The organism is Paracoccus sp. N5 (assembly GCF_000371965.1).
Classification (GTDB): Bacteria; Pseudomonadota; Alphaproteobacteria; order Rhodobacterales; family Rhodobacteraceae; genus Paracoccus.
Map to the genome: position 1 here is coordinate 287,948 of NZ_AQUO01000001.1, position 23,555 is coordinate 311,502.

At 68.9% G+C, this 23,555-nt stretch carries 25 protein-coding genes and 1 pseudogene; 12 read left to right on the forward strand and 14 right to left on the reverse strand.

Translation table 11 applies throughout. The annotated features are described in order from the left end of the window. Positions 1–3 precede the first annotated feature (3 nt). From PARN5_RS0101400 to PARN5_RS0101420, 5 genes are all read right to left on the reverse strand, one after another. Positions 4–399, reverse strand: a complete 396-nt coding sequence (locus tag PARN5_RS0101400) for a LapA family protein (RefSeq protein ID WP_017998015.1) — start codon at positions 397–399, stop codon at positions 4–6. 50 nt (positions 400–449) lie between these two features. Next, positions 450–737 carry an integration host factor subunit beta gene (gene ihfB / locus PARN5_RS0101405; RefSeq protein WP_017998016.1) on the reverse strand — a complete coding sequence of 96 codons (288 nt, stop codon included), beginning with the start codon at positions 735–737 and terminating at the stop codon, positions 450–452. 200 nt (positions 738–937) lie between these two features. Next, a complete protein-coding gene (gene rpsA, locus PARN5_RS0101410) occupies positions 938–2,617 on the reverse strand; it encodes a 30S ribosomal protein S1 (protein ID WP_026155090.1) in 1,680 nt (559 codons plus the stop codon). A gap of 189 nt (positions 2,618–2,806) precedes the next feature. After that, positions 2,807–3,850, reverse strand: a complete 1,044-nt coding sequence (locus PARN5_RS0101415; RefSeq protein WP_017998018.1) for a nitronate monooxygenase — start codon at positions 3,848–3,850, stop codon at positions 2,807–2,809. Next, positions 3,847–4,431, reverse strand: a complete 585-nt coding sequence (locus PARN5_RS0101420; protein WP_017998019.1) for a d(CMP) kinase — start codon at positions 4,429–4,431, stop codon at positions 3,847–3,849. The genes PARN5_RS0101415 and PARN5_RS0101420 overlap by 4 nt, the downstream gene beginning before the upstream one ends. Before the next feature lie 346 nt (positions 4,432–4,777). On the opposite strand from PARN5_RS0101420, the pseudogene PARN5_RS24700 reads away from it, so the two are divergent. Beyond that, positions 4,778–4,943: pseudogene (locus PARN5_RS24700) on the forward strand (IS256 family transposase); the annotation flags it as partial. A gap of 492 nt (positions 4,944–5,435) precedes the next feature. On the opposite strand, the gene PARN5_RS0101425 reads toward PARN5_RS24700, so the two are convergent. Continuing rightward, positions 5,436–5,687: a DUF2312 domain-containing protein gene (locus PARN5_RS0101425; protein WP_017998020.1), complete on the reverse strand. Its 252-nt coding sequence runs from the start codon at positions 5,685–5,687 to the stop codon at positions 5,436–5,438. A gap of 89 nt (positions 5,688–5,776) precedes the next feature. Between PARN5_RS0101425 and PARN5_RS0101430 the strand changes: the two genes are divergently transcribed. From PARN5_RS0101430 to PARN5_RS0101450, 5 genes are all read left to right on the forward strand, one after another. Then, entirely contained in the window at positions 5,777–6,004 is a 228-nt protein-coding gene (locus PARN5_RS0101430) for a hypothetical protein (protein WP_017998021.1), read from the forward strand. Between the two features lies 1 nt (position 6,005). Further along, entirely contained in the window at positions 6,006–6,455 is a 450-nt protein-coding gene (dtd, locus tag PARN5_RS0101435) for a D-aminoacyl-tRNA deacylase (RefSeq protein WP_017998022.1), read from the forward strand. 440 nt (positions 6,456–6,895) lie between these two features. Then, positions 6,896–8,125, forward strand: a complete 1,230-nt coding sequence (locus PARN5_RS0101440; RefSeq protein ID WP_081614980.1) for a DEAD/DEAH box helicase — start codon at positions 6,896–6,898, stop codon at positions 8,123–8,125. Between the two features lie 84 nt (positions 8,126–8,209). Further along, positions 8,210–8,776, forward strand: coding sequence for a thymidine kinase (locus tag PARN5_RS0101445; RefSeq protein WP_017998024.1), 567 nt, complete (start codon positions 8,210–8,212; stop codon positions 8,774–8,776). Between the two features lie 4 nt (positions 8,777–8,780). Further along, positions 8,781–9,971 carry a cytochrome b/b6 domain-containing protein gene (locus tag PARN5_RS0101450; protein ID WP_017998025.1) on the forward strand — a complete coding sequence of 397 codons (1,191 nt, stop codon included), beginning with the start codon at positions 8,781–8,783 and terminating at the stop codon, positions 9,969–9,971. 65 nt (positions 9,972–10,036) lie between these two features. Here PARN5_RS0101450 and ndk read toward each other — a convergent pair whose 3' ends face one another. Then, on the reverse strand, positions 10,037–10,459 hold the full coding sequence (gene ndk / locus PARN5_RS0101455; RefSeq protein ID WP_017998026.1) for a nucleoside-diphosphate kinase: 423 nt from the start codon (positions 10,457–10,459) through the stop codon (positions 10,037–10,039). A 162-nt stretch (positions 10,460–10,621) separates the two neighbouring features. Between ndk and PARN5_RS0101460 the strand changes: the two genes are divergently transcribed. The 4 genes from PARN5_RS0101460 to PARN5_RS0101475 all read left to right on the forward strand — a co-directional run bounded on the left by PARN5_RS0101460 (position 10,622) and on the right by PARN5_RS0101475 (position 14,277). After that, positions 10,622–12,469, forward strand: coding sequence for an ABC-F family ATP-binding cassette domain-containing protein (locus tag PARN5_RS0101460; RefSeq protein WP_017998027.1), 1,848 nt, complete (start codon positions 10,622–10,624; stop codon positions 12,467–12,469). Between the two features lie 102 nt (positions 12,470–12,571). Beyond that, positions 12,572–13,306 (forward strand): MipA/OmpV family protein, encoded by a 735-nt coding sequence (locus PARN5_RS0101465; protein ID WP_017998028.1) that lies wholly within the window; start codon positions 12,572–12,574, stop codon positions 13,304–13,306. 66 nt (positions 13,307–13,372) lie between these two features. Then, positions 13,373–13,732, forward strand: coding sequence for an SUF system Fe-S cluster assembly protein (locus PARN5_RS0101470; protein WP_017998029.1), 360 nt, complete (start codon positions 13,373–13,375; stop codon positions 13,730–13,732). Further along, positions 13,729–14,277, forward strand: coding sequence for a sugar O-acetyltransferase (locus PARN5_RS0101475; RefSeq protein WP_157403892.1), 549 nt, complete (start codon positions 13,729–13,731; stop codon positions 14,275–14,277). Before PARN5_RS0101470 ends, PARN5_RS0101475 begins: the two co-directional genes overlap by 4 nt. Here PARN5_RS0101475 and PARN5_RS0101480 read toward each other — a convergent pair. Together PARN5_RS0101480 and hemF are read right to left on the reverse strand one after the other, a co-directional pair. Continuing rightward, entirely contained in the window at positions 14,274–14,834 is a 561-nt protein-coding gene (locus tag PARN5_RS0101480; protein ID WP_017998031.1) for a histidine phosphatase family protein, read from the reverse strand. The two genes, PARN5_RS0101475 and PARN5_RS0101480, sit on opposite strands and share 4 nt — an antisense overlap. Further along, complete coding sequence (gene hemF, locus PARN5_RS0101485) at positions 14,834–15,694, reverse strand: oxygen-dependent coproporphyrinogen oxidase (protein WP_017998032.1); 861 nt, start codon at positions 15,692–15,694, stop codon at positions 14,834–14,836. Before hemF ends, PARN5_RS0101480 begins: the two co-directional genes overlap by 1 nt. Positions 15,695–15,774: 80 nt before the next feature. Between hemF and PARN5_RS0101490 the strand changes: the two genes are divergently transcribed. Next, on the forward strand, positions 15,775–16,191 hold the full coding sequence (locus PARN5_RS0101490; protein WP_017998033.1) for a hypothetical protein: 417 nt from the start codon (positions 15,775–15,777) through the stop codon (positions 16,189–16,191). Between the two features lie 10 nt (positions 16,192–16,201). Here PARN5_RS0101490 and PARN5_RS0101495 read toward each other — a convergent pair whose 3' ends face one another. The 3 genes from PARN5_RS0101495 to clpS are packed head-to-tail and all read right to left on the reverse strand — an operon-like array spanning position 16,202 to position 18,351. Then, a complete protein-coding gene (locus PARN5_RS0101495) occupies positions 16,202–17,011 on the reverse strand; it encodes an SDR family oxidoreductase (protein ID WP_017998034.1) in 810 nt (269 codons plus the stop codon). After that, complete coding sequence (locus PARN5_RS0101500) at positions 17,008–18,030, reverse strand: methyltransferase (RefSeq protein ID WP_017998035.1); 1,023 nt, start codon at positions 18,028–18,030, stop codon at positions 17,008–17,010. The genes PARN5_RS0101495 and PARN5_RS0101500 overlap by 4 nt, the downstream gene beginning before the upstream one ends. Positions 18,031–18,033: 3 nt before the next feature. Then, entirely contained in the window at positions 18,034–18,351 is a 318-nt protein-coding gene (clpS, locus tag PARN5_RS0101505; protein WP_017998036.1) for an ATP-dependent Clp protease adapter ClpS, read from the reverse strand. Positions 18,352–18,596: 245 nt separating this feature from the next. On the opposite strand from clpS, the gene PARN5_RS0101510 reads away from it, so the two are divergent. Beyond that, positions 18,597–20,300 (forward strand): D-alanyl-D-alanine carboxypeptidase family protein, encoded by a 1,704-nt coding sequence (locus PARN5_RS0101510; protein WP_232419274.1) that lies wholly within the window; start codon positions 18,597–18,599, stop codon positions 20,298–20,300. A gap of 888 nt (positions 20,301–21,188) precedes the next feature. Here PARN5_RS0101510 and ccoS read toward each other — a convergent pair. Together ccoS and PARN5_RS0101520 are read right to left on the reverse strand one after the other, a co-directional pair. Continuing rightward, a complete protein-coding gene (gene ccoS / locus PARN5_RS0101515; RefSeq protein WP_017998038.1) occupies positions 21,189–21,347 on the reverse strand; it encodes a cbb3-type cytochrome oxidase assembly protein CcoS in 159 nt (52 codons plus the stop codon). A 9-nt stretch (positions 21,348–21,356) separates the two neighbouring features. After that, on the reverse strand, positions 21,357–23,555 hold the full coding sequence (locus tag PARN5_RS0101520; protein WP_017998039.1) for a heavy metal translocating P-type ATPase: 2,199 nt from the start codon (positions 23,553–23,555) through the stop codon (positions 21,357–21,359).

Here is a 23,555-nt window from a genome sequence, read left to right on the forward strand (position 1 = left end):
GCTTCAGCGCGGCGCCGGCAGGGTGTTGCCCGAGGTGGCGGGCGTCTTGCCGGCATTGTCGAGGATCGCCAGCACCTCATCGCGGGGCGCGGCGGCCTGGGCCTGGCGCAGGTGGCCCATCTCGCGCTGCAGATCGGCGAGGTGCTGGGCGCGGCGGCTGGATTCGGCGCGCAGATGCGACTCGCGCAGCCATTCCCAGATAAGTCCGACCAGCACGCCGAAGACCATGGCCAGGAACAGCGCCACGAAGGCCGGCATGGTCAGCGACCATTGCCCGCCGGCAAAGGGCGCCACGGCCGGCGGCAGCAGGCTGACGGTGATCATGTCGCGATTCGCCGCCGCGACCAGCACCAGCACCACGGCCAGAATGACAAAGAAAGCGAACCGGATCGCGCGCATGGCTTACCCCGCAGAATGAAATGCCCCTCACGGGCCGGCGACAATCTGGCCTATTCGGCCTCGCCGTTCAACCGTTCGCGCAGAAGCTTGCCGGTCTTGAAGAAGGGCACATGCTTTTCGTCCACGCTGACCGACTCGCCGGTGCGGGGGTTGCGGCCCTGGCGCGCGTCGCGCTTTTTCACCGAGAAGGCGCCGAAGCCGCGCAGCTCGACCCGGTCGCCGCGCGCCATGGCATCGATGATCTCTTCGAACACCGTGTTCACGATCCGCTCGACGTCGCGCTGGAACAGGTGGGGATTCTCCTCGGAGATTTTCTGGATCAGTTCGGATCGGATCATTGCGCTTCCTGAATCTGGAGGGTCCAAGGGTTCCTGTCGCCCGATCATAGTGCGGGCGGCCGGGCAATCAATCGGTGAACGCGGCCGGACGCGGTTTGGTTGCGGTATATATCAACACTTTATGGTTCATAAAACGCAGGCCGGCAATGAAAAGCGCCCCCGGCAGGACCGGGGGCGCCATTTTCAGCCGATCGCGCGGATCAGCCCTTGTTCTTCAGCGCGGCGCCCAGGATGTCGCCCAGCGAGGCGCCCGAATCCGAGCTGCCATACTGTTCGACGGCTTCCTTCTCTTCCGCGATCTCGCGCGCCTTGATCGACAGGCCCAGACGGCGGGTCTTGGTGTCGATGTTGGTGACGCGGACGTCGACATGGTCACCGACCTGGAAGCGCTCGGGGCGCTGGTCCTGACGGTCGCGGGCCAAGTCCGAACGTCGGATGAAGGATTTCATGCCGTTGTATTCGACCTCGATGCCGCCATCCTCGATCGCCGTCACGGTGACGGTGATGACCGAGCCGCGCTTCACGCCCTCGACCGCTTCGGCCATGGCGTCGTTTTCCAGCGCCTTGATCGACAGCGAGATGCGTTCCTTGTCGATGTCGACTTCCTGCACGACCGCCTTGACGACGTCGCCCTTGCGGAAGTCCTGGATCGCATCCTCGCCGCGGGCATCCCACGAGATGTCCGACAGGTGGACCATGCCGTCGATGTCGCCTTCCAGGCCGACGAACAGACCGAATTCGGTGATGTTCTTGACTTCGCCCTCGATGACGGTGCCGACCGGGTGGGTCTCGGCGAAGACTTCCCACGGGTTGCGCATGGTCTGTTTCAGACCCAGGCTGACCCGGCGCTTGGCCTCGTCGATTTCCAGCACCATCACGTCAACCTCTTGCGAGGTCGAGACGATCTTGCCGGGGTGGACGTTCTTCTTGGTCCAGCTCATTTCCGAGACGTGAACCAGACCCTCGACACCGGCTTCCAGTTCGACGAAGGCGCCGTAGTCGGTGATGTTGGTCACGCGGCCCGAGTGGACCGAGCCGATCGGGAACTTCGAACCCACGGTATCCCACGGGTCGGCCTGCAGCTGCTTCATGCCCAGGCTGATGCGGTGGGTGTCCTTGTTGATCTTGACGACCTGGACCTTGACGGTCTCGCCGATCGACAGGATCTCGGACGGGTGGTTGACGCGGCGCCAGGCCATGTCGGTGACGTGCAGCAAGCCGTCGACGCCGCCCAGGTCAACGAAGGCACCGTATTCGGTGATGTTCTTGACCACGCCCTCGACCGTCTGACCTTCGGTCAGGTTGGCGATGACTTCGGCGCGCTGTTCGGCGCGGCTCTCTTCCAGGATGGCGCGGCGCGACACGACGATATTGCCGCGGCGGCGGTCCATCTTCAGGATCTGGAACGGCTGCTTCAGACCCATCAGCGGGCCGGCATCGCGCACCGGGCGCACGTCAACTTGCGAACCGGGCAGGAAGGCCACGGCACCGCCCAGGTCGACCGTGAAGCCACCCTTGACGCGGCCGAAGATGGCGCCTTCGACGCGCTCTTCGGCGGCATAGGCTTTCTCCAGCCGGTCCCAAGCTTCCTCGCGGCGGGCTTTCTCGCGCGAGATCGAGGCTTCGCCACGGGCGTTCTCGACGCGGTCCAGATAGACCTCGACCTCGTCGCCGACCTGGATGTTCGGGGCTTCGCCGGGGTTCGCGAATTCTTTCAGATCGACGCGGCCTTCCATCTTGTAGCCGACATCGATGATGGCCTGGCCCGCCTCGATGGCGATGACCTTGCCCTTGACGACCGAACCTTCGTCCGGGGTGTCGATTTCGAGGCTTTCGTTCAGGAGGGCCTCGAACTCCTCCATGGTCGCTTTAGCGCACATATATAATCAGTTTCCTTTGCACGGTTTTCTGGCCTTGCGGTTGGCTCCGCCGGTCTTTTTGTAGTCATCCGGGATAAGCGCAAAGGGTCGCGGCTTGCGCCCGACCCTGATCTGAAGCGGCCTGTCCTGGCCCCATCGCTTGTCCCGACGGGGCGCATATAGCGGCGATTGCCCGGCGAGGCAAGGCTTTCAGCCGGTCTTGCGGGCCACGGCGATCTCGCGCGCCAGAGTTGCGACCAGGTCCGCGGCAGGCATCGCGCGCGCCCGGGCATAGCCGGTGCCGGCCCATTGCGCCGCGTAATCGGTGCCGCCGGCGGCGGCCAGCGCCTTGCCGGCGTCATAGGTGATCGGATAATCCGGCAAGGGCGGCGCCTCGGCGCTGGCGCCAAGCGCCGTCAGCCGGTTGGGAAAGCCGCGCGCCGGCCGCCCCGAGATCGCCCGCGTCATCACCGTCTCTTGCCCCGGCTGGCCGAGAAGGGCGCGATGCGGGGCCTTGGCCGCGGATTCCGGGCAGGCGACGAAGGCGGTGCCCATCTGCACCGCGACCGCGCCGGCATCGAGGTAGCGCACGGCATCGCGCCCGTCCATGATGCCGCCCGCCGCGACCAGCGGCAGGCCCAGGGGTCGCAGGGCCTCGATCAGCGCCATGGTCGAAAGCTGCTCGTCCGGCCCGTCGGGGTCGAAGATGCCGCGATGGCCGCCGGCCTCGTAGCCTTGGGCAATAATGGCATCGAGCCCCGCGTCGCGGATCGCCTCGCCCTCGGCCAGCGCGGTGGCCGAACCCGCGAGCAGCGCCCCGCTGGCGCGCAGCGCCGCCAGCTGGTCGGCGCGCGGCAGGCCGAAGTGAAAGCTGACCATCGCCGGCCGCGCCGCGACCACCGCGGCCAGCATGGCCTCGTCGACCAGGAAGCTGGTGAAGATCTCGCGCAGCACGGCGGGGGGTTCAGCGCCGGCGCGGCGGAACTCGGGGGCGAGATAGTCGAGCCAGGCCGCCTCGCGTGCCGGATCGGCCGTGGCCGGGCGGTGGCAGAACAGGTTGACGTGATAGCGGTTCGAGCCGATGCGCTTCTGCACCTCGGCCATCATCGCCGCCCCTTGCGCGGCGCTGACGGTCGCAAGGCCCATGCCGCCCAGGGCGCCCGCCAGGCTGACCTCGGCCGCCAGCGCCGGCGTCGCGGTGCCCGCCATCGGCGCCTGCAGCACCGGCACGGTCAGTTCGGTCAAGATGCTCATGCTCCGGCCCTCCTCGCCGCGGCGATGGCGCGGGCCACCGCCTGTTCGATACTCATGTCGCTGGTATCCAGAAGCAGCGCATCCTCGGCCGGGCGCATCGGCGCCACGTCGCGGGCGGCGTCGCGGGCGTCGCGTTCGCGCAGCTCGGCCAGGATCGTGGTCTCGTCGGCCTGCAGCTCCAGAGCCCGGCGGCGGGCGCGCACGTCGTCGCTGGCGGTGACATAGAGCTTCAGCTCGGCCTCGGGGCAGATCACCGTGCCGATGTCGCGCCCGTCCAGCACCGCGCCGGGCTCGGCCCGGGCGAAGCGGCGCTGGAAATCGACCAGGGCGGCCCGCACCTCGGGGATGGCGGCGACGCGGCTCGCGGCCTGGCCGGCCTCGGCGGTGCGCAGGTCGTCGCGGGCCAGATCCCCCGGCGCAAGGCCCCGCGCCGCCGCGACCGGATCGCCGCCAAGCGCGCCGACGGCGCGATACAAGAGCCCGGTGTCCAGATGCTGAAAGCCCAGCGCCTGCGCCAGCGCGCGGGCGATGGTCCCCTTGCCCGAGGCGGCCGGCCCGTCGATGGCGATGGTAAAGGGCATGTGGTCCTCGGCCTAGAAAACGGAGCCGGATCTGGCGGGGCCTACCGACCGGCAAAGCCCCGGCCTCGCGGCCAGTATGGTGCCGGCAGCAGGGACGGCGAGACCATGCCGAACCATTCCCGGAGGGCACTGACTTCCTTTGCTCAATTCGCTGCCATGTCCGCGCCCTGCATGCCGGGATGATCGTGTGTGCCCAGCTCGTCCGGTTGTGTGCCGCAACCTACCAACGCCCCGAGCCGCAGGCAAGCCGGAGATAATTCAGATTGATCCGGCCCCGCCCCCGGCGCCCCTCGCTCGCGCCCCATAGGATCGCAGCCCCCAATTTGGAACAAGCACCACTGAACCCCCGCTGACCGGCGAATGGCCCTGTCTCTGGCTGGACGCCACCGGCCCGACGATACAGGGCGGCCGCATCGTGCCGGGCGCGGCCATAATCGCCGTCGCCGCACCCCCCCGGAGAGATCATCGGCCTTGGCATCGGACCTTCGGAAGCCAAGACCTTCTGGACCGAGTCGCCCGACCCTAAAGGCCCGCGGCCTTGGCGGAATCCGGCTGGCAAACAGCCCTCGGCGGCAAACGGGCTGGACCGTTTTGTCCCCATCTCGACCCATACCGGCCTCAAGGCCGCTAATCGCGCGGGCCTTCGAAGCCGCCCGGCAGCGCTGTCGTTCACTGGATGAGGAACGTCCTCGCCGATGTCTCGCGCGGCCCTTCTCGGCTACCACCCCCGCAGGCTCCACCCTGCACCTGACCGCCGCAGTCGCCAGGCCGTCGCGCGACGAAAGCTCCGCATCTCGGACGATTGCTCAACCCGCGCCTAACAGCGGCGATAACCGCCGGAACGCTGGTCGGGCCTGCAGGAAGGATCAAGGCCAGGGCACGTCCCCTGAGCACCCCTGGTTTCGGCAGCTCTCCTTGGACAAGTCCGCATCGGCAGTCGTCCAATGCCGCGCACCGAGGGCAAGGCATCGGCAGATCTGAAAACGCCGGTCACCTCCCCGGCGCTAGATCATGTTCAATGCGGCCTTGTACATCTCGAGGATGGCTTCCTCTTCGGCGATGTCGTCCTTGTCGCGCTTGCGCAGCGCGATGACCTTGCGCATGACCTTGGTGTCGTAGCCGCGTGCCTTCGCCTCGGCCATCAGCTCTTTCTGCTGCTCGGTCACGTCCTTCTTTTCCGCCTCGAGCTGCTCGTATTGCTCGATGAACTGGCGCAGCTCTCCGGCCGCGATGCCATAGGCGTTGTCGTCCTGCATGATCCGCTCCTTGTTTTGCCGCAGGGTCTAGGCGGTCTTGCGGGCGGGTGCAATCGCCGCTAGGCCGTGCCCGGCAAACGGAGGGCGCGATGACGATCTGGGACGGGCTGATCTGGGGCGGAACCGGGCTGACGGCCTTGGGGCTGGTGGCGTTGGCCTGGTGCATCCTGACCGCCGCGCGGGCCAAGGCGCGGGTCACGGACGATGCGCAGATGCGGGCCATCATGCGAAAGGTCGTGGTGGTGAACATGGCGGCGCTGGCGGCATCGGTCTTTGGCCTGATGTTCGTGGTGCTGGGCATCATTCTGGGCCGCTGAGATGCGCGCCCTGATCCAGCGCGTCAGCCGCGCCGAAGTCACCGTCGAGGATCGCAGCATCGGCCGCATCGGCCCGGGGCTGATGGTGCTGGTCTGCGCCATGCAGGGCGACCCCGAGGACGCGCCCGCGAAACTGGCCGCCCGCATCGCCAGGCTGCGCATCTTCCGCGACGAGGCGGGCAAGATGAACCGCTCGGTCACCGACATCGGCGGCGCGGTGCTGGTGGTCAGCCAGTTCACCCTGGCCGCAGACACCCGCACCGGCAACCGCCCGGGATTCTCCAGCGCCGAGGCGCCGGCGCGGGGCGAGGCGCTGTACCTGGCCTTTGCGCAGGCCCTGCGCGACCTGGGCCTGCCGGTCGAGACCGGCGCGTTCGGCGCCGACATGGCGGTGTCGCTGGTCAATGACGGGCCGGTGACGATCTGGATGGATTCCACCGATCGCACTTGACTTTTCGCGCAAAAGCCGCCATCTGCACCAAGTTGCCGCCCGCTGCCGCGTGAGCAGCGACGCGAATTCGCGTCAGGTCGGCCACATTTTCCGGTTTCCCATTCACGCGGGGAGGCTTGCGGGCATAGCGTATCGCGCCCGCCCCTCGCAACCAGCCGCACGCGATGCGGCCCCTTGTCATGCGCGCCGATACGCGGCCCGCATGGCCGAAAGATGACATGACGCAAGACACCACCCGCCCGAACCGTTCGGGCAAGCCGCGCCAGAATGCCTCGGGCCAGCCCCGCGGCGACGCTCACCCCCGCGGCGAGCGTGGCGGCAAGCCCGGCTTCCGCGGCGGCAATGCCAAGCCGACCACCAGCCACCGCCGCCACCGCGACGAGCCCGAAGAGAAGTTCATCCGCCGGGCCATCCCCGACATCGACACGCCCTTCACCCGCATGGGCATCGACGCCCGCGTGGCGGTGAACCTGCCGCCGATGGGCATCGACGCGCCCTCGCCGATCCAGGAGAAAGCCATCCCCGGCATCGTCGAGGGCCGCGACCTGCTGGGCCTCGCGCAGACCGGCACCGGCAAGACGGCGGCCTTCGGCCTGCCGATGCTGACGCGGCTGCTGAACATCGGCCGCAAGCCCGAGCCCCGGACCTGCCGCGCGCTGATCCTGGCGCCGACGCGCGAACTGGCGACCCAGATCGCCGCGAACATCGACGCCTATGCCGCCGGCACCGCCATCCGGCAGTTCCGCGTCGTCGGCGGCGCCTCGATCAACACCCAGACCATGCGCATGGAGCGCGGCGTCGACGTGCTGATCGCCACGCCCGGCCGGCTGATCGACCTGATCGAGCGCGGCGCCGTGGACCTGTCGCAAACCAAATACCTGGTGCTGGACGAGGCCGACCAGATGCTGGACATCGGCTTCATCCACGCGCTGCGCCGCATCGCCAAGATGCTGCCGCGCGAACGCCAGACGCTGCTGTTCTCGGCCACCATGCCGAAGCTGATGGAGGAACTGGCCGACAGCTATCTGACCGATCCGCTGAAGGTTGCCGTGAACCCTCCGGGCCAGGCGGCGGCCAAGATCGCGCAGGGCGTGCATTTCGTGAACCAGGGCGACAAGGCGACGCTGCTGGCCGAATACCTGGCCAAGCACCGCGAGGAGCTGGCCATCGTCTTCGGCCGCACCAAGCACGGTTCGGAAAAGCTGTCGAAACTGCTGGAGAAATGGGGCTACAAGGTCGCCGCCATCCACGGCAACAAGAGCCAGGGCCAGCGCGAGCGCGCCCTGTCCGGCTTCCGCGCCGGCGAGACCAAGGTGCTGGTCGCGACCGATGTGGCGGCGCGCGGGCTCGACATTCCCGAGGTGGCGCATGTCTATAACTACGACCTGCCCAACGTGCCCGAGAACTACGTCCACCGCATCGGCCGCACCGCGCGCGCCGGCCGCGACGGCCGCGCCATCGCCTTCTGCGCCCCGGCCGAGATCGGCGAATTGCGCGCCATCGAAAAGGCCATGAAGGCGCCGATCCCGGTGGTCGGCGGCGAGGTGCCCTTCGAGGCGGCGAAGATCCGCGAACGCGGCGGCCCGGCCGGCCGCGGCGGCCCCGCGGGCCAGCAGCCGGCGCGCAAGCGCCCGGCCCGCCGCCCCTCGCGCGCGCCGAAATCGGCCTGAGCCGCGGCCGACCCCGCGCAAACGTGAGCCGCCGCCTGCGGGCGGCGGCTTGCCCGCATCGGGCCCTCGCGGCTATCTGCCGGCATGGCCAAGCTTTATTTCCATTACTCGACGATGAATGCCGGCAAGAGCACGCTCTTGCTGCAGGCGTCCTATAACTATCGCGAGCGTGGCATGCAGACGCTGCTGCTGACCGCCGCACTGGACGACCGCGCCGGGCCGGCCCAGATCGCCAGCCGCATCGGCATTTCCGAACCCGCCGCCACCTTCACCCCGGAGACCGACCTGTTCGCCCTGATCGCCGAGGCAGGGCCCTGCGCCTGCGTCTTCGTCGACGAGGCGCAGTTCCTGACCGAGATCCAGGTCTGGCAGCTGGCGCGCGTCGCCGACGACCTGGGCCTGCCGGTGATGTGCTATGGGTTGCGGGTCGATTTCCGGGGCAATCTGTTTCCGGGCTCGGCCGCGCTTCTGGCCTGGGCGGACGACCTGCGCGAGGTGCGCACCATCTGCCATTGCGGCCGCAAGGCCACCATGGTGGTGCGGCAGGATGAAGAAGGCCGTGCGCTGCATGACGGCGCGCAGGTCCAGATCGGGGGGAATGAAACCTATGTCTCGCTGTGCCGCCGGCACTGGCGCGAAATGATGGAGTGACCGCATGCAAGCCAGCAACACATCCCGCGCCTATGGCTGGGTGGCCCGCTTTTTCCACTGGACCGTCGCGGTCCTGATCCTGGCCGCCATCGGCCTGGGGCTTTATGCCGGCAGCCTGCCGCGCGGCGCGCAGGACCAGATGCAGGCGGTGTTCCAGGCCTTCTCGATCCACAAGACCGTGGGCGTGGCCGCGCTGGTCCTGGCGGTGCTGCGCATCCTCTGGACCCTGACCCAGAGGAAGCCGCGCCCGCTGCATCCCGGCCGGCGGCTGGAAAGCTTCGTCGCCGAGGCGGTGCATTGGGCGCTGTGGCTCGGCATGGTCATCATGCCGCTGACCGGCTGGTTGCTGCATTCCGCGGCGCCGGGCGTGTTTTCCCGCATCCTGTGGCCGCTGGGGCAGCGCCTGCCCCTTGTCCCCGAGGATGCCGCCCTGGCCGAGCGTTTCGCCGGCTTTCACGAGACCGGCTGGTGGGTGCTGGCCGGGCTGATCGGGCTGCATGTCGCGGGCGCCGTGAAACATGCGCTGATCGACCGCGACGGCACCATGAGCCGCATGGCCGGCCCTCCCGACCGCGCGCCCGAGCCGCCGCCGGCCCGGCCCGCCCTGCTGTCGCATCTGCTGGCGGCCCTGGCCGCGCTGGCGATCTGGGGCGCGACGGCAATCCTGGCGGTGCCCGAGGCCGACGAGGATGCCGCGGCGCCCGCCGCGACGGCGGCCGTCGCCTCGGGCTGGGCGGTCGAGCAAGGGACGCTCGCCATCGAGGCCACGCAGGCGGGCAGCCCGATCTCGGGCCGGTTCGGCAAATGGGATGCGGCGATCGACTATGATCCCGAAGCGCGGGCCGGGCATGTGACGGTCAAGATCGACATCGCCTCGCTGGAGCTGGGCTCGGTCAGCGACAGCGCCAAGGGGCCGGATTTCCTGAACGCCCCCGCGCATCCGACCGCGACATTCGAGGCCGATATCCTGGCCGAGGCCGCGGGTCCGGTCGCGCGCGGCACGCTGACCATCGCCGGAAAAACCGTGCCGGCGGAACTGCCCTTCGATCTGGCGATCGCGGGCGATACGGCCACGGCCAAGGGCCGGATGCAGGTGGACCGGCGCGATTTCGGCGTGGGCAGCGGCTATGCCGATGAAAGCACCGTCGGTTTCGCGGTCGGGATCAGCTTCGACCTGACGGCGAAGCGGCAGTAGGAAGAAAGGGCCGCCTCGATGGGCGGCCCTTTCGTCTTGGGTATTTTCGGAGCAAAGAAGCCGGATCAGCCGACCAGTTCGAGGCCCGAGAAGAAGAAGGCGATCTCGCGCGCGGCGGCTTCGGGGCTGTCCGAGCCGTGCACCGAGTTCTCGCCGACCGAGAGGGCGAATTCCTTGCGGATGGTGCCTTCGTCGGCATTGGCCGGGTTGGTCGCGCCCATGACTTCGCGGTTCTTCAGGATGGCGCCCTCGCCTTCCAGCACCTGCACCACCACCGGCTCCGAGGTCATGAATTCGGTCAGCTCGCCGTAGAAGGGGCGTTCCTTGTGTTCGGCATAGAACTGGCCGGCTTGCGCGAGCGTCAGCTGGATGCGCTTCTGCGCCACGATGCGCAGGCCGGCTTCCTCGAACTTGGCATTGATCTTGCCGGTCAGGTTGCGCTTGGTGGCGTCGGGTTTGATGATCGAAAGCGTGCGTTCGGTCGCCATTGGGGTCGTCCTTTTCCTGATCCGGGCGGGATGGCCCGGAATTGCGCGCCCCGTTACCATGCGGCGCGGCGCTTGAAAAGCGGCGGCGGCCCCCGCCGCGCGCCTGGGCGCGGGCCATGACACAGGATTGACGGCCGCGCGCGCTTCGTCCATGCGGGGGCCATGCTGCGCATCGACGACATATCCTATTCCATCGCCGGCCGGCCGCTGTTCGAGCAGGCCAGCGCCACCATTCCCGACGGCCACAAGGTCGGCCTCGTCGGGCCGAACGGCGCCGGCAAGACCACGCTCTTCAAGCTGATCCGGGGCGAGCTGGGCCTTGACGGCGGCGCGATCACCCTGCCCGCCCGCGCCCGCATCGGCGGCGTCGCACAAGAGGCGCCGGGCACCGCGACAAGCGTGCTGGAGACGGTGCTGGCCGCCGACGAGGAACGCGCCGCCCTGCTGGCGGAATCCGCGACCGCGACCGATCCGCATCGCATCGCCGAGATCCAGACCCGCCTGGCCGACATCGACGCCTGGTCGGCCGAGGCCCGCGCCGCGACCATCCTGCGCGGCCTGGGTTTCTCGACCGAGGATCAGGCACGGCCGACCAGCGACTATTCCGGCGGCTGGCGCATGCGGGTCGCGCTGGCCGGGGTGCTGTTCTCGCAGCCCGACCTCCTGCTGCTGGACGAGCCGACGAACTATCTGGACCTGGAAGGCGCGCTATGGCTGGAAAGCTATCTGCAACGCTATCCGCATACCGTCATCGTCATCAGCCACGACCGCGACCTGCTCAATCGCGCCGTCGGCCATATCCTGCATCTCGAGGATCGCAAGCTGGTGCTTTATTCGGGCGGCTACGACACGTTCGCCCGCACCCGGGCCGAAAAGCGCGCCCTGCAAGCGGCCGAGGCCAAGAAGCAGGAGGCGCGGCGCGCGCATCTGCAAAGCTTCGTCGACCGATTCCGCGCCAAGGCCAGCAAGGCCGTGCAGGCGCAGGCCCGCATCAAGATGCTGGCGAAGATGGAGCCGATCACCGCCCCGGAAGAGGCCAGGTTCCACCGCTTCAGCTTTCCGCAGCCCGACCAGCTGTCGCCGCCCATCGTCTCGCTGGACGGGGTTTCGGTCGGCTATGGCGACCGGGTGGTGCTGCACCGGCTGGCGCTGCGCATCGACCAGGACGACCGCATCGCGCTTCTGGGCCGCAACGGCCAGGGCAAGTCCACGCTGTCGAAACTGCTGGCCGGTCGGCTGGAGCCGATGGAGGGGCGGATCAACCGCTCGGGCAAGCTGCGCATCGGCTATTTCGCCCAGCACCAGGTCGATGAGCTGGAGCTGGACGAGACGCCCCTGGCCCATGTCCGCCGGCTGCGCCCGGACGAGACGCCGCCCCGGCTGCGGGCGCGGCTGGCCGGCTTCGGCCTGATGGAGGCGCAGGCCGAGACCAAGGTGCGGCAGCTTTCGGGCGGGCAGAAGGCGCGGTTGTCGCTGCTGCTCGCGACCATCGACGCGCCGCATCTGCTGATCCTGGACGAGCCGACGAACCATCTGGACATCGAAAGCCGCGAGGCGCTGACCGAGGCGCTGAACGACTATACCGGCGCCGTGGTGCTGGTCAGCCACGACATGCACCTGCTGAACCTGGTGGCCGAGCGGCTGTGGCTGGTCGATCAGGTCGGGGTCGCGCCCTGGCAGGGCGATCTGGACGATTACCGCAAGATGCTGCTCTCGGGCGAGGAGAAGCCCGCCGCGAAACCCGAGCCGAAGCCGGCGGCGAAACGTCCCTCGCGCGATCAGGTGCTGGAACTGCGCGCCGAGGCCCGCCGTGCCGAGGAGCGGGTCGAGAAGCTGACCGCCATGCTGGAAAAGCTCGACGCCATCATGGCCGACCCGGCCACCTATGACGACGCGCAGAAGGCCGAGGCCTTCGGCCGCAAGCATGCCGAGGCCAGCGCGGCGATGACCCGCGCCGAGGGGCTGTGGATGGAAGCGCTGGAACGGCTCGAGGACGCGCTGCGCGCCTGAAAGCCACACATCACGGCTTTTCGTCCGGCAAGCCGCAGCGCGGGCTTGCCCCGGCAAGCGGTTTCGCCCAATGCCTTCGGGCAAGTTGACAAGGATTCGCCCATGACCCGTCTGATCGCGCTCGCCCTGCTCTCTGCCACCGCGCTGGGAACGCCGGCCATGGCGCAATCGCTGGCCGGGCGCAGCTTTTCCTTCGACGCCGGGCTCGGGGTGAAATACAGCCCGGAATACATGGGCTCGGACAACCTGGATTCCTCGCCCTGGCTGATCCTGAAGAACGCCGATGCCGACCGCGACAAGCCGGACGGATTCTCGTTCCTGCCCTCGCTGAACTATATCGGCAAGCGCGAAGCCAGCGACTATCCCGACCTGCACGGCATGTCCGACGTGGGCATCGCCGGCGAGGCGGGACTCAAGGTTTCCTATCGCATGGGCGACATGACCAGCTATGGCGCCATCCGCAAGGGCTTCGGCGGCCACCATGGCGTGGTGGGTGAGCTGGGCGCGAAATACCGCATGGAATACAACGACCGGCTGACGCTCTGGACCGGGGCCGAGCTGGGCCTGGGCAGCGACGATTTCACCGACACCTATTTCGGCGTCACCGGGGGCGAATCGATCTCCAGCGGCCATCGCGCCTATGATCCCGAGGGCGGCGCCTATATCGCCCGGCTCAGCGTCGAGGCGCGCTATGAATTCATGCCCGACACCGCGCTGATGGGCCGGCTGACCTATGGTCGCCTGCTGGGCGATGCCAGCGATTCGCCGCTGGTGCAGGAGCGCAACCAGCCCTCGGTCAGCATCGGCGTGGCGCGGCGGCTGAACTTCCGCTTCTGAGACCCGGGCTGGACCCTGCGGAAAGCACACCCTATATAAGCGCCAGGCTTTCACAGGACGGGCGCAATGACCGACGAAACCCTCAAGGAAGGCGATCCGCTGATCGCGCCCTCGACGACCGAGCATCCGCTGTATGACAGCGTGGTCGAGGCCTGCAAGACGGTCTATGACCCCGAGATCCCGGTGAACATCTTCGACCTGGGGTTGATCTATACCATCGCCATCGACGCCGAGAACGCCGTGCGCATCGTCATGACCCTGACCGCGCCGGGATGCCCGGTCGCCGGCGAGATGCCGGGCTGGGTCGCCGACGCCGTGGGCGCCATGCCGGGCGTCAAGCAGGTCGATGTCGAGATGACATTCCAGCCGCAATGGGGCATGGACATGATGTCGGACGAGGCCCGGCTGGAGCTGGGGTTCATTTGAGCGCGCTCACGGATATGCTGGCCGGACGGGCCTATGATCCCGGCGACGGCGAGTTGGTTGCCATGCGCAAGACGGCCCAGGGCCTGATGCGCGAATACAATGCCACCATCATCGGCGACAAGACCCGTGCCCGCACGCTGGCCCAGCTGCTGGGCAGCTGGAACGGCGCCGTGGTGCGCGCGCCCTTTCACGTCGACTATGGCAAGCACATTCACTTCGGCGAAGGCTGTTTCGTGAATTACGGCTGCTTCTTCATGGACATCTGCGAGATTCGCATCGGCGCGCGCTGCCAGTTCGGCACCGCGGTCCAGCTCTTGACCGAGGACCGGCCGCGCGATGCCGGCCGCCGGGCCGCCGGTGAGGAATGGGGCAAGCCGATCACCATCGGCGACGATGTCTGGATCGGCGGCGGCGCCATCGTGCTGCCCGGCATCACCATCGGCGACGGCGCCATCGTCGGCGCGGGCGCGGTGGTGACGCGCGACGTTCCCGCCGGCGCCACCGTGGTGGGCAACCCGGCCCGTCCCCTGCCCGCCCGCGGCTAAAGAAACATCCGGTGCCGCCCGCGGCTGACCAGATGCACGGCGCCTTGCAGCACCGGCATCTCGGCCAGCCGCGACAGCGGCAGGCCCATCGCCTGAAGCCGCAGCATGCGCAGGGTCACGCCATGGGTGACGATCAGCGCCGGGCCCGAAAGCTCGCGCAGAAAGGCCCGCACCCGGGCCTGGAGGCCGGCGAAATGCTCGCCCCCCGGCGCGCGGTCATACCAGTCCAGCGCGCCGCCCGCGAACAGCGCCGGATGCTCGGCCCGCAGCGCCTCGGCCGTGCGGCCGGTGAAATGGCCGATGTCGATCTCGTGCAGGCGGACGTCGCTGAGGAAATCCGCGCCGGCAAAGACGATGCGCGCGGTCTGCTGCGCGCGCCCGGCCGTGCTGGCATAGCGGGCAAGGCCGGTCAGGTCGCGCAAAAGCCAGGCCTGCCGCCGCGCCTGCGCCACGCCCAGCGGCGTCAGCGCCGAATCCAGCCGCCCCTGCATCCGGCCTTCGGCGTTCCATTCCGTCTGCCCGTGCCGCATCAGGTAGAGGTCGGGCAGGTCCGGCATCAGACCCATTTCGCCAGCGGCGGCAGGCTCATCAGCACCGCCTCGGGATCGTGGCCGGTGGCGAGGCCGAATTTGGTGCCGCGGTCATAGACCAGATTGTATTCGGCATAGAGGCCGCGGTGGATCAGCTGCGCGTCCTTCTCGGCCTCGCCCCAGGGCTGGGCCATGCGCTTTTCGGCCAGCGGCAGGAAGGCGGGCAGGAAGGCCTCGCCCACCGCCTTGGTAAAGGCGAAATCGGCCTGCCAGTCGCCGGTATTGAGATCGTCGTAGAAGATGCCGCCGACGCCCCGTGCCCGGCCGCGATGCGGGACAAAGAAATACTCATCCGCCCAAGCCTTGAAACGGTCGTAGTAATCGGCGCCGTGGGGCGCGCAGGCCGCGCGCAGCGTGTCGTGGAAATGCGCCGTATCCGCGGCGACCTCCAGGCAGGGATTCAGGTCGGCACCGCCGCCGAACCACCAGGCGCCCGGCGTCCAGAACATGCGCGTGTTCATGTGGACGGCCGGCGCGTGCGGGTTCTGCATATGCGCGACCAGGCTGATGCCCGAGGCCCAGAAGCGCGGGTCCGCCTCGATCCCCGGCACGCCGCGCGCGGCCATGGCCTGGCGGGCGGCGGGCAGCAATTCGCCATGCACCGCCGACCAGTTGACGCCGACCTTCTCGAAGACCCGGCCGCCGCGCATCACCGACATCAGCCCGCCGCCGCCATCCGCGCCGCGCCGGGTCTCGCGCAGCTCGAAGCGGCCGGGCGGGGCGCTGCCGGGACCGCGATCCTCGAGCCCCTCGAAGGCGGCGGTGATGCGGTCGCGCAGGCTGCGAAACCAGGCCGCGGCTTCCTGACGTTCTTGGCTCATCTCCATGGCTTGTCCCTGCATTCGTGAATTGCCCTGCCGAAATCGCAGGCCTATGCTTTCCGACAGAACAACTAGAGATCCCCGCCATGACCCGCAACATCCTGCTTGCCCTGATGCCTGTCCTGGTCGTCGCAGCCTGCGGCACGCCGCAGGAACAATGCATCAGCCGCAACACGCGGGAATACCGCACGGTCTCGAACCTGCTGGCCGAGGTCGAGGCGAACCTGGCGCGCGGCTATGCCTGGGAAGAACGCACGGTGACCCGCACCGAATGGGACGATTGCCCCTATGTCATCCGCGACAAGGACGGCCATGCGCGCATCGTCAACCGCAGCTGCATGCGCGAGGTCGCCGATACCGAGCGTTACCGCGTGCCGATCGACCCGGCCGCCGAGGAACGCAAGCGCGCCAACCTCGCCGCCCGCAAGCAGGCGCTGACGCCGAATGCCGCCGCCGCGGTCAAGGCCTGCAAGGCCGCCTATCCCGAGGAAGACAAGTCCTGACAGGCGCGCCTCAATAGACCCCGGGCGCCAGCGGATCGCCCAAGCTGCGCCCGCCATCGACGCGCAGGATCTGCCCGGTGATGAAGCCCGAGGCCTCGCTGGCCAAGAATTGCACGGTGCCGGCCAGCTCGTCCGCGCCGGCGATGCGGCCGAGCGGCGTCGCCGCGATCATGCGGTCGCGCAGGCCGGGATCTTCGCGCAGCTTCAGCTGCATGTTGTTCGACATGATGCTGGCGAAGGCCACCCCGTTCACGCGGATGCGCTGCGGGGCCAGCGCCGCGGCCAGCGAGCGCGTCGCCTGCGCCTGCGCGGCGCTGGCGATGGAATAGGCCAGCATCTGCGGCTGCGGCCAGTCGGCCGCCAGCGAGGTCAGGTTGACGATGGCGCCGCTTTGCAGGGGCGGGATGTCGCTGTTCTCGACCTGGGCCAGCATGCGCTTGGCGACCATCTGCGACAGCCGCAGGCCCGAGATCATGTTCTGGCGCAGCATCTCGGCCAGCATGTCCTCGCTGACCGCCAGCGGATCGCAGCCCTGCACCATGCGATGGGCGTTGACCAGGATGTCCACGCGGTCGAAGGCATCGATGGTGGCCGAGACCAGGTTCGCCAGCGTCAGCTTCTGGCCCAGGTCGCCGGCAAAGGCGCGGATCGGTCCCTCGGCACCCGCATCGGCGCCCAGCTCGGCTTCCAGCGCCGCCTCGTCGCTGTCGGCGAACATGACATTGGCACCGACCGCGGCGAAATGCCGGGCGATGGCCAGGCCGATGCCGCGCGCGGCCCCGGTCACGATGGCGGTCTTGCCCTGGATCGACAGGCTCATCTTCTGCTTCCCTTCGGCTGGCCGCGCCCGGCGGCACCGCCGCGACGCGCGCCGGTGGCGGTCAGGATCTTGAAGCGCGCGTCGCCGCCCAGCTCGGCCACATCGGCAAAGCTGCCCTTCAGCACCTGCTCATAGGGCAGGTGCCGGTTGGCGACCATCCACAGCCGCCCCGCCCCGGTCAGCAGCCCGGCAGCGGCGCGAATGAAGCCGGCACCGATGCGCGGATCGGCCGCGCGGCCGTCATGGAAGGGCGGGTTCATGATGACGCCGTTCACCGGCTCGGGCAGGCGGAAATCCAAGGCATCGGCCCAGTGGAACTGGGCGCGCGGATCGGTCACGTTGCGGCGCGCGCAGTCCAGCGCCGTGGCATCGGCCTCGACCAGATGCAGCGTGCCGACGCCGGGATGGGTCAGGATCTGCGCCGCGAGCCAGCCCCAGCCCGCGCCCAGATCGACGATCCGGCTCGGCAGCTTTTCCGGCAGGGCCGCCGCCAGCGCCTGCGAGGCCGGGTCCGGCCCGTCGGCCGAGAACACCCCCGGCCGCGTCACCATCCCGGGCGCGGCCTGGTGATCCTGCGCCGCCCAGTCCTCGGGCAGCCAGCCCGGTTCGGGCAGGGTCACGCGAAAGATCTTGCCATGCGCGCGCGATTCGACCCCGTCGACCGGGGCAAGTCCGCGCATCTCCTTCAGCACGGCGTCGATGCCATCGGTCTTTTGCCCGTCGATCCACAGCGCAGCGCCGGCAGGCAGATGCAAGGCCGCCTCGGCGATGCGGGCCCGCGCCTCGGCCCGGGCGCGCGGCAGGAACACCACCGCCGCATCGAACGGACCCGAGGCCGCGGTCACGACATCGAAGCCGCGCGCCTTCAGCGCCTGGTGGTCGGGAAAGAAGCCCTGAACGACCTGCGTCCGCGCGGCGTCGAAAGGCGAAAGGTCCGTGTCGCCGCCGGCACCCAGCAACAACAGGCGACCCTCGGGCGGCTCGCCGCCAAAGACAAGTTCCAGCCGTGATCCAGCCAATTTCTACTCTTTTTCCATGGTGCATTGCAGCGGATGCTGCTGACGGCGGGCAAGTTCCATCACCTGCGCCACCTTGGTTTCCGCGATCTCGTGCGAGAAGACGCCGACCACCGCCACCCCCTTGCGATGCACGGTCAGCATGATCTCGATCGCCTGGCCGTGGGTCATGCTGAACAGCCGCTCGAGCACATGGACGACGAATTCCATCGGCGTGAAATCGTCGTTCAGCAGCAACACCTTGTACATCGGCGGCCGTTTCGTCCGGGGGCGGGTCTTGACCCCCAGCTCGACCTCGTCGCGGTCTCCGGGTGGGTTGGTCATCTGCGGTCTGGTCACGAGGCTTGCAACAGGATGGGAACGGTTCTGCGACCGAATATAGGCACTTTCCCCCCGGTTGGTAAGCCCCGCCCTGGGGGTGCCGCCGCAAGGGGCATGCAACCGCCGGCAGATTGCGCCTCGCGGTGCCAAACTTACGGTTTCCGTGCGCCGGAATGCGTGTTATTGTCACTTTATTAATGAAGGGTCCGCATAATGAACGGGCCCTCAGAGGCAGAAAGACCGGGACCGTGAGCAGAATCAGCAAGAATGTCCGCTTGGGACTGATGATCCTATTGGCATGGGCCGTGCCCATGGCCGTGGCAGCGGCGCCTTTCGCGGCCTTCGTCATGGATGCGCGCACGGGGCAGGAAATCTATTCGCAGAACGCCGACACGCGGCTGCATCCCGCCTCGCTGACCAAGATGATGACGCTTTACCTGGCCTTCAACGCCATCGAGCGCGGCCAGGTCCGGCTGGACAGCAAGTTCCTGGTGTCGAGCCATGCCGCCTCGCAGCCGCCGTCGCGGCTGGGGCTCAAGGCGGGGCAACGCATCGAGCTGCGCTATCTGATCCGCGCCGCGGCGGTGAAATCCGCCAATGACGCCGCCACCGTGATCGGCGAGGGCCTGGCGGGCTCCGAGCCGAAATTCGCCGCGCAGATGACGCAGATGGCGCGCGCGCTCGGCATGCGCAACTCGAATTTCCGCAACGCCAACGGGTTGACGATCGAGGGGCATTATTCCACCGCCCGCGACATGTCGATCCTGGGCCGGCGGCTGTTCTACGATTTCCCGCAATATTACTCGATCTTCTCGCGCCGCTCGGCGGATGCGGGCATCGCCACGGTGTCGAGCACCAACCGCCGTTTCCTGGACAGCTACGAGGGCGCGGACGGGATCAAGACCGGCTATACCCGCGCGGCGGGCTTCAACCTGACCGCCTCGGCCAAGCGCGGCTCCAAGCGCATCGTGGCGACGGTTCTGGGCGGCAATTCGACCGCGCATCGCAACGCGGTGATGGCGCAGCTGCTGGATGCCGGTTTCGGAAAGGCCCCCAACCGTGTGCGTGAGGTAAAGCCCGCCCCGCCGCAGCTCGTGGCCGAGAAGAAGGTGCGCCGCACGGTGCAGGTCGCGACCGTGGTGCCGACGAGCCCCGGCTCCGCCGCATCCTCGGTGCGGCTCTCGGCCTCGGACCGGCCGGTGGCGCGGGCTTCGACCGCGGCGGTGGTGACCCCCGCGGCAATCTCGGCGGCGGTGTCGCGCGCCCAGGCCAGGGCCGGTTCGCGCGCCACGGGCGATGCCGGCACGCTGGCCGCCAGCGCCCGGCCGAACCGCAAGCCCGGCGCGGGCCCGGTCGCCAATGCCGCCGTCGATCCGAACGTGCTGGCCCGGGCCGCCCGCCCCGCGGCGCGCCCCGAAGAGGGCGACGCCTCCGAAGCGATGGCCGAGCCGGTGCAAGGCCAACCCGCACCGAACCAGATCGACGCCGTCCGCCCTGCCCCGGCGCCGCGCAGCGACCGGTCGGCCAGCCTGGCACCCGCTGATACGGCCGGTTCCGCCTCGCTGTTCGTGCAAAGCACCGCGCCGCAGCCGGAAAGCCTGGCGCTGCTGGCCTCGCCTGCGCCCGAGCGGCGTTCGGAAACCATCATCCTGGCCTCGCTGCAGCCTGACGAAGCCGCGCCCGAGCCGACCGAGATCGTCTCGCGCGGAACCGGCGGCGGCAAGGGCTGGGGCGTGAACCTGGGCCTCTTCCGCTCGCAGCGCGAGGCCGAACAATTGCTGTTGAAGACGGCGTTGCAGGAGAATGCCGCGCTGGGCAGCGCGGTCAGCCGCGTCGCCAATACCAAGCGCGGCTTCGAGGCGAATTTCGTCGGCATGGCGAAAGAGACCGCCGAACTGGCCTGCGACCGCCTGGCCGCACGACAGCAGGACTGCACGGTGGTTGGTCCCTGATTGCCGGGATCGACCGCGGCGCCGATCAACTCTGATCCGCCATGAGCGCTGAGAATCCCGGTGGAGAGGCCGGGATTTCGCCTTTCGAGCGCCCTAGTTTGTTTTGGGCGTCTTGCTGGCCGCCGGGCTTTGGGCAGGCTCAGCAGGGCTTCGGCTTGCGCAGCGGCGTTTCCTTGACTTTCTTGGTCACAAGACTTCGGCAGCCTCAGCCCCCATGATCGTCGGGTGATCTGACTGGGTCGGCGGCCTCTCCCGCGGCATTCTCCGTTCGAGGGTTGCACCGGATTGGCTGGTGCCGAGCCTCGAGAATTGGAGGAACAGGTTCATCGGGCCAGACGTCCATCAGGCGCCGATCTCTGTCGCCGTTGCGCGCGGGCGGCGCTGAGGTTCGGCACCGGGGCTTTGTGCCGAACCGGCCCGATCTCATCCGCAAGCAGGCGGAAAAGCTGGCCGCGAGCGAGGCAGCTGCGGTTTTGCCATGGGGCAGTCCCCTGCGGCCATGGCCTGCACCGCCAGCCGGTCGAGAGGGGGCATGACTGCATCGTGGTCGTGCGCTTCTGTCGCTGCGCTTCCTGACCGGCATGGCGGTGGGCAGCAGGCTGCCGGTCGATTGCGCGATGATGGCCGTTCGGCACAAGTTTTCGCCGCGCCTAATGCTACGTCCACGGCGGCCGGCTGAAGGAAGACCGCCCGAAGCATGATCGTGAGAAGCGGCACCCCGTTACTTGCAACGCGCGCCTTGCCTGCCGCGATCATCGGAGAAGGCGGCTGCCGGGTTGGCTCTCCAAGAAGGCAGCGCCTTCAGAAAGCAGAGACGCCCGAGGCTCTTCGGTCAGTTTGTCCGGCCCCGCCCCGCTTCCGATGCGCCGACACAACCCCGTTTCCGGCTCAGGGCTTGGGATGGTCGTCCCACTCCTGGCTGAGGATCCGCTCGGCGTCGCCCTTGGGGTCCTCGTATTGCCGGCCGCGCAGGGCCCAGACGAAGGCCAGAAGGCCCAGCGTGCCCAGGCCCAGGGAAACCGGAATCAGGATGCTGAGAACTTCCATGGCACTCTCCTAACGCAGCCGCAGGGCGTTCAGCGTCACGCTGATCGAGCTCAGCGACATGGCCAGCGCCGCCATCAGCGGCGTGGCGAGACCCGCGATGGCAAAGGGCACCGCGACGACATTATAGCCCAGCGAAATGGCGAAATTCTCCTTGATCCGGGAACGCGCGCGGCGGGCGACGTCCAGCGCCTCGGCCACCGGGCCGAGGTCGCTGCCCATCAGCACGATGTCCGAGGCGGTGCGGGCCGCATCCAGCGCCGAGGCGGGCGAGATCGAGACATGCGCCTCGGCCAGCGCGGCGGTATCGTTGAGCCCGTCGCCGACCATCAGCACATGATGCCCTTCGCTGCCCAAGGCGCGGACGGCCTCGGCCTTGTCGAGCGGCGTCACCCCGGCGCGCCATTCGGCGATGCCGAGCCGCGCCGCCAGATCCTCGACCACCGGCGCCGCATCGCCGGACAGCAGCAGCACGCGCTGCCGCCGCGCCAGCAGCCGGGCGACGCAGGTCTCGGCGCCCGGGCGCAGCCGGTCGGAAAACTCCAGCCGGATCGGGACGCCCTGCCCCAGGTCCAGCCAGCTGGCCGAAAGCCGCGCGTCGCCATGGCTGGCGCCCAGCCAATCGGCGCGGCCGAGCCGGACCTCGCGCCCCTGCCAGCGCCCGGCGATGCCGTAGCCCGGCACTTCGCGCAGATCCTCCAGGGCCGCCGGCTGCGTGCCCGCCTCGGCCAGCGCCTGGGCCAGGGCCTGCGACAGCGGATGGCCCGACCCTTGCGCCAGCGCCAGCGCCGCCGGCCGCGTCTCGGGGGCGAGGCCGTCCAGCGAGACCAGCTGCGGCACGCCCATGGTCAGCGTCCCGGTCTTGTCGAAGACCACGCAATCGACATCGGCCAGCCGCTCCAGCGCCGTGCCGTCCTTGATCAGCATGCCGCGCCGGAACAGCCGCCCCGAGGCCGCGGTGATCACCGCCGGCACCGCCAGGCCCAGGGCGCAGGGGCAGGTGATGATCAGCACCGCCGCGGCGACGTTCACCGCCAGCCGCAGGTCATGCGTGGCCAGATACCAGCCGAGGAAGCTGCAGAAGGCCATCAGATGCACCAGCGGCGAATAAAGCCGCGAGGCCCGGTCGGCCAGTCCGGTGTAATGCCCGCGCGCCGATTCCGCCGCCGCGACCAGCGCCGTCAGCCGCGCGAGCGAACTGTCGCGCCCGGCCGCCGTCACGCGCAGCACCAGCGGGCCGGTCAGGTTCACCTCGCCCGCCGACAGCGCCATGCCCGGCGCGGCCGCGACCGGAATGCTTTCGCCGGTCAGCAGCGCGCGGTCGATCTCGCTGCGGCCTTCGGCGATCTCGCCATCGGCGGGCACGCGGGCGCCGGGGCGGATGCGGATCAGGTCGCCCGGGACCAGCTCGGCCACCGGCACCGGTTCCTCCCCCGCCGCGGTCAGGCGAAAGGCGCGCGGCACCTCGAGCGCGGTCAGCTCCTCGGCGGCGGAACGCGCCACGGCACGGGTGCGATAGTCCAGGTAGCGGCCGATCAGCAGGAAGAAGCACAGCATCACCGCCGCGTCGAAATAGGCGTGATGGCCGGAATGCACCGTCTCATAGACCGAGATCGCCGAGGCCAGCACCAGCGCCAGCGAGATCGGCACGTCCATGCCCAGCCGGCCGTGGCGCAAGGCCCGCCAGGCGCTGGCAAAGAAGGGCTGGCCGGCAAAGGCCACCGTCGGCAGGGCGATAGCGCCCGAGATCCAGTGGAACAGGTCGCGGGTGGCATCGTCGGCCCCCGACCAGACCGCGACGGACAGGATCATGATGTTCATCATCGCGAAACCCGAGACGCCGATGCGCATCAGGATGTCGCGGCCCTGCCGGTCGGCGGCGCTGGCCGACAGCGCGGCAGGGTCGAGCTCATGCGCCTCGTAGCCGATGGATTCGACGACCGGGATCAACTCGGCGGCACTCAGGCCCGGGGCATCCACCGTCACCCGGCGCAGGGTCAGGTTCACCCGCGCCGCGCGCACGCCGGGATGGCGGGTCAGCACCCGCTCGACATCGGTGATGCAGGTCGCGCAATGGATCGTCGGCAGCGACAGGATCACGTCGGCCTGCCCGCCCCGCGCATCGGCCAGGCGCTGCGCCAGGGGCGCCGCGTCGCAGGCCGGGCAGGCCGAGAGCCGCAGCTCATGCTCGTGCAGGGTGGCGTCGGACAT

Bases quoted from the DNA above. Each gene is read 5' to 3' on its own strand.
- PARN5_RS0101400 (WP_017998015.1), bottom strand. From the start codon at position 399: ATGCGCGCGATCCGGTTCGCTTTCTTTGTCATTCTGGCCGTGGTGCTG.
- ihfB (WP_017998016.1), bottom strand. From the start codon at position 737: ATGATCCGATCCGAACTGATCCAGAAAATCTCCGAGGAGAATCCCCAC.
- rpsA (WP_026155090.1), bottom strand. From the start codon at position 2,617: ATGTGCGCTAAAGCGACCATGGAGGAGTTCGAGGCCCTCCTGAACGAA.
- PARN5_RS0101415 (WP_017998018.1), bottom strand. From the start codon at position 3,850: ATGAGCATCTTGACCGAACTGACCGTGCCGGTGCTGCAGGCGCCGATG.
- PARN5_RS0101420 (WP_017998019.1), bottom strand. From the start codon at position 4,431: ATGCCCTTTACCATCGCCATCGACGGGCCGGCCGCCTCGGGCAAGGGG.
- PARN5_RS0101425 (WP_017998020.1), bottom strand. From the start codon at position 5,687: ATGCAGGACGACAACGCCTATGGCATCGCGGCCGGAGAGCTGCGCCAG.
- PARN5_RS0101430 (WP_017998021.1), top strand. From the start codon at position 5,777: ATGACGATCTGGGACGGGCTGATCTGGGGCGGAACCGGGCTGACGGCC.
- dtd (WP_017998022.1), top strand. From the start codon at position 6,006: ATGCGCGCCCTGATCCAGCGCGTCAGCCGCGCCGAAGTCACCGTCGAG.
- PARN5_RS0101440 (WP_081614980.1), top strand. From the start codon at position 6,896: ATGGGCATCGACGCCCGCGTGGCGGTGAACCTGCCGCCGATGGGCATC.
- PARN5_RS0101445 (WP_017998024.1), top strand. From the start codon at position 8,210: ATGGCCAAGCTTTATTTCCATTACTCGACGATGAATGCCGGCAAGAGC.
- PARN5_RS0101450 (WP_017998025.1), top strand. From the start codon at position 8,781: ATGCAAGCCAGCAACACATCCCGCGCCTATGGCTGGGTGGCCCGCTTT.
- ndk (WP_017998026.1), bottom strand. From the start codon at position 10,459: ATGGCGACCGAACGCACGCTTTCGATCATCAAACCCGACGCCACCAAG.
- PARN5_RS0101460 (WP_017998027.1), top strand. From the start codon at position 10,622: ATGCTGCGCATCGACGACATATCCTATTCCATCGCCGGCCGGCCGCTG.
- PARN5_RS0101465 (WP_017998028.1), top strand. From the start codon at position 12,572: ATGACCCGTCTGATCGCGCTCGCCCTGCTCTCTGCCACCGCGCTGGGA.
- PARN5_RS0101470 (WP_017998029.1), top strand. From the start codon at position 13,373: ATGACCGACGAAACCCTCAAGGAAGGCGATCCGCTGATCGCGCCCTCG.
- PARN5_RS0101480 (WP_017998031.1), bottom strand. From the start codon at position 14,834: ATGCCGGACCTGCCCGACCTCTACCTGATGCGGCACGGGCAGACGGAA.
- hemF (WP_017998032.1), bottom strand. From the start codon at position 15,694: ATGGAGATGAGCCAAGAACGTCAGGAAGCCGCGGCCTGGTTTCGCAGC.
- PARN5_RS0101490 (WP_017998033.1), top strand. From the start codon at position 15,775: ATGACCCGCAACATCCTGCTTGCCCTGATGCCTGTCCTGGTCGTCGCA.
- PARN5_RS0101495 (WP_017998034.1), bottom strand. From the start codon at position 17,011: ATGAGCCTGTCGATCCAGGGCAAGACCGCCATCGTGACCGGGGCCGCG.
- clpS (WP_017998036.1), bottom strand. From the start codon at position 18,351: ATGACCAACCCACCCGGAGACCGCGACGAGGTCGAGCTGGGGGTCAAG.
- ccoS (WP_017998038.1), bottom strand. From the start codon at position 21,347: ATGGAAGTTCTCAGCATCCTGATTCCGGTTTCCCTGGGCCTGGGCACG.
- PARN5_RS0101520 (WP_017998039.1), bottom strand. From the start codon at position 23,555: ATGTCCGACGCCACCCTGCACGAGCATGAGCTGCGGCTCTCGGCCTGC.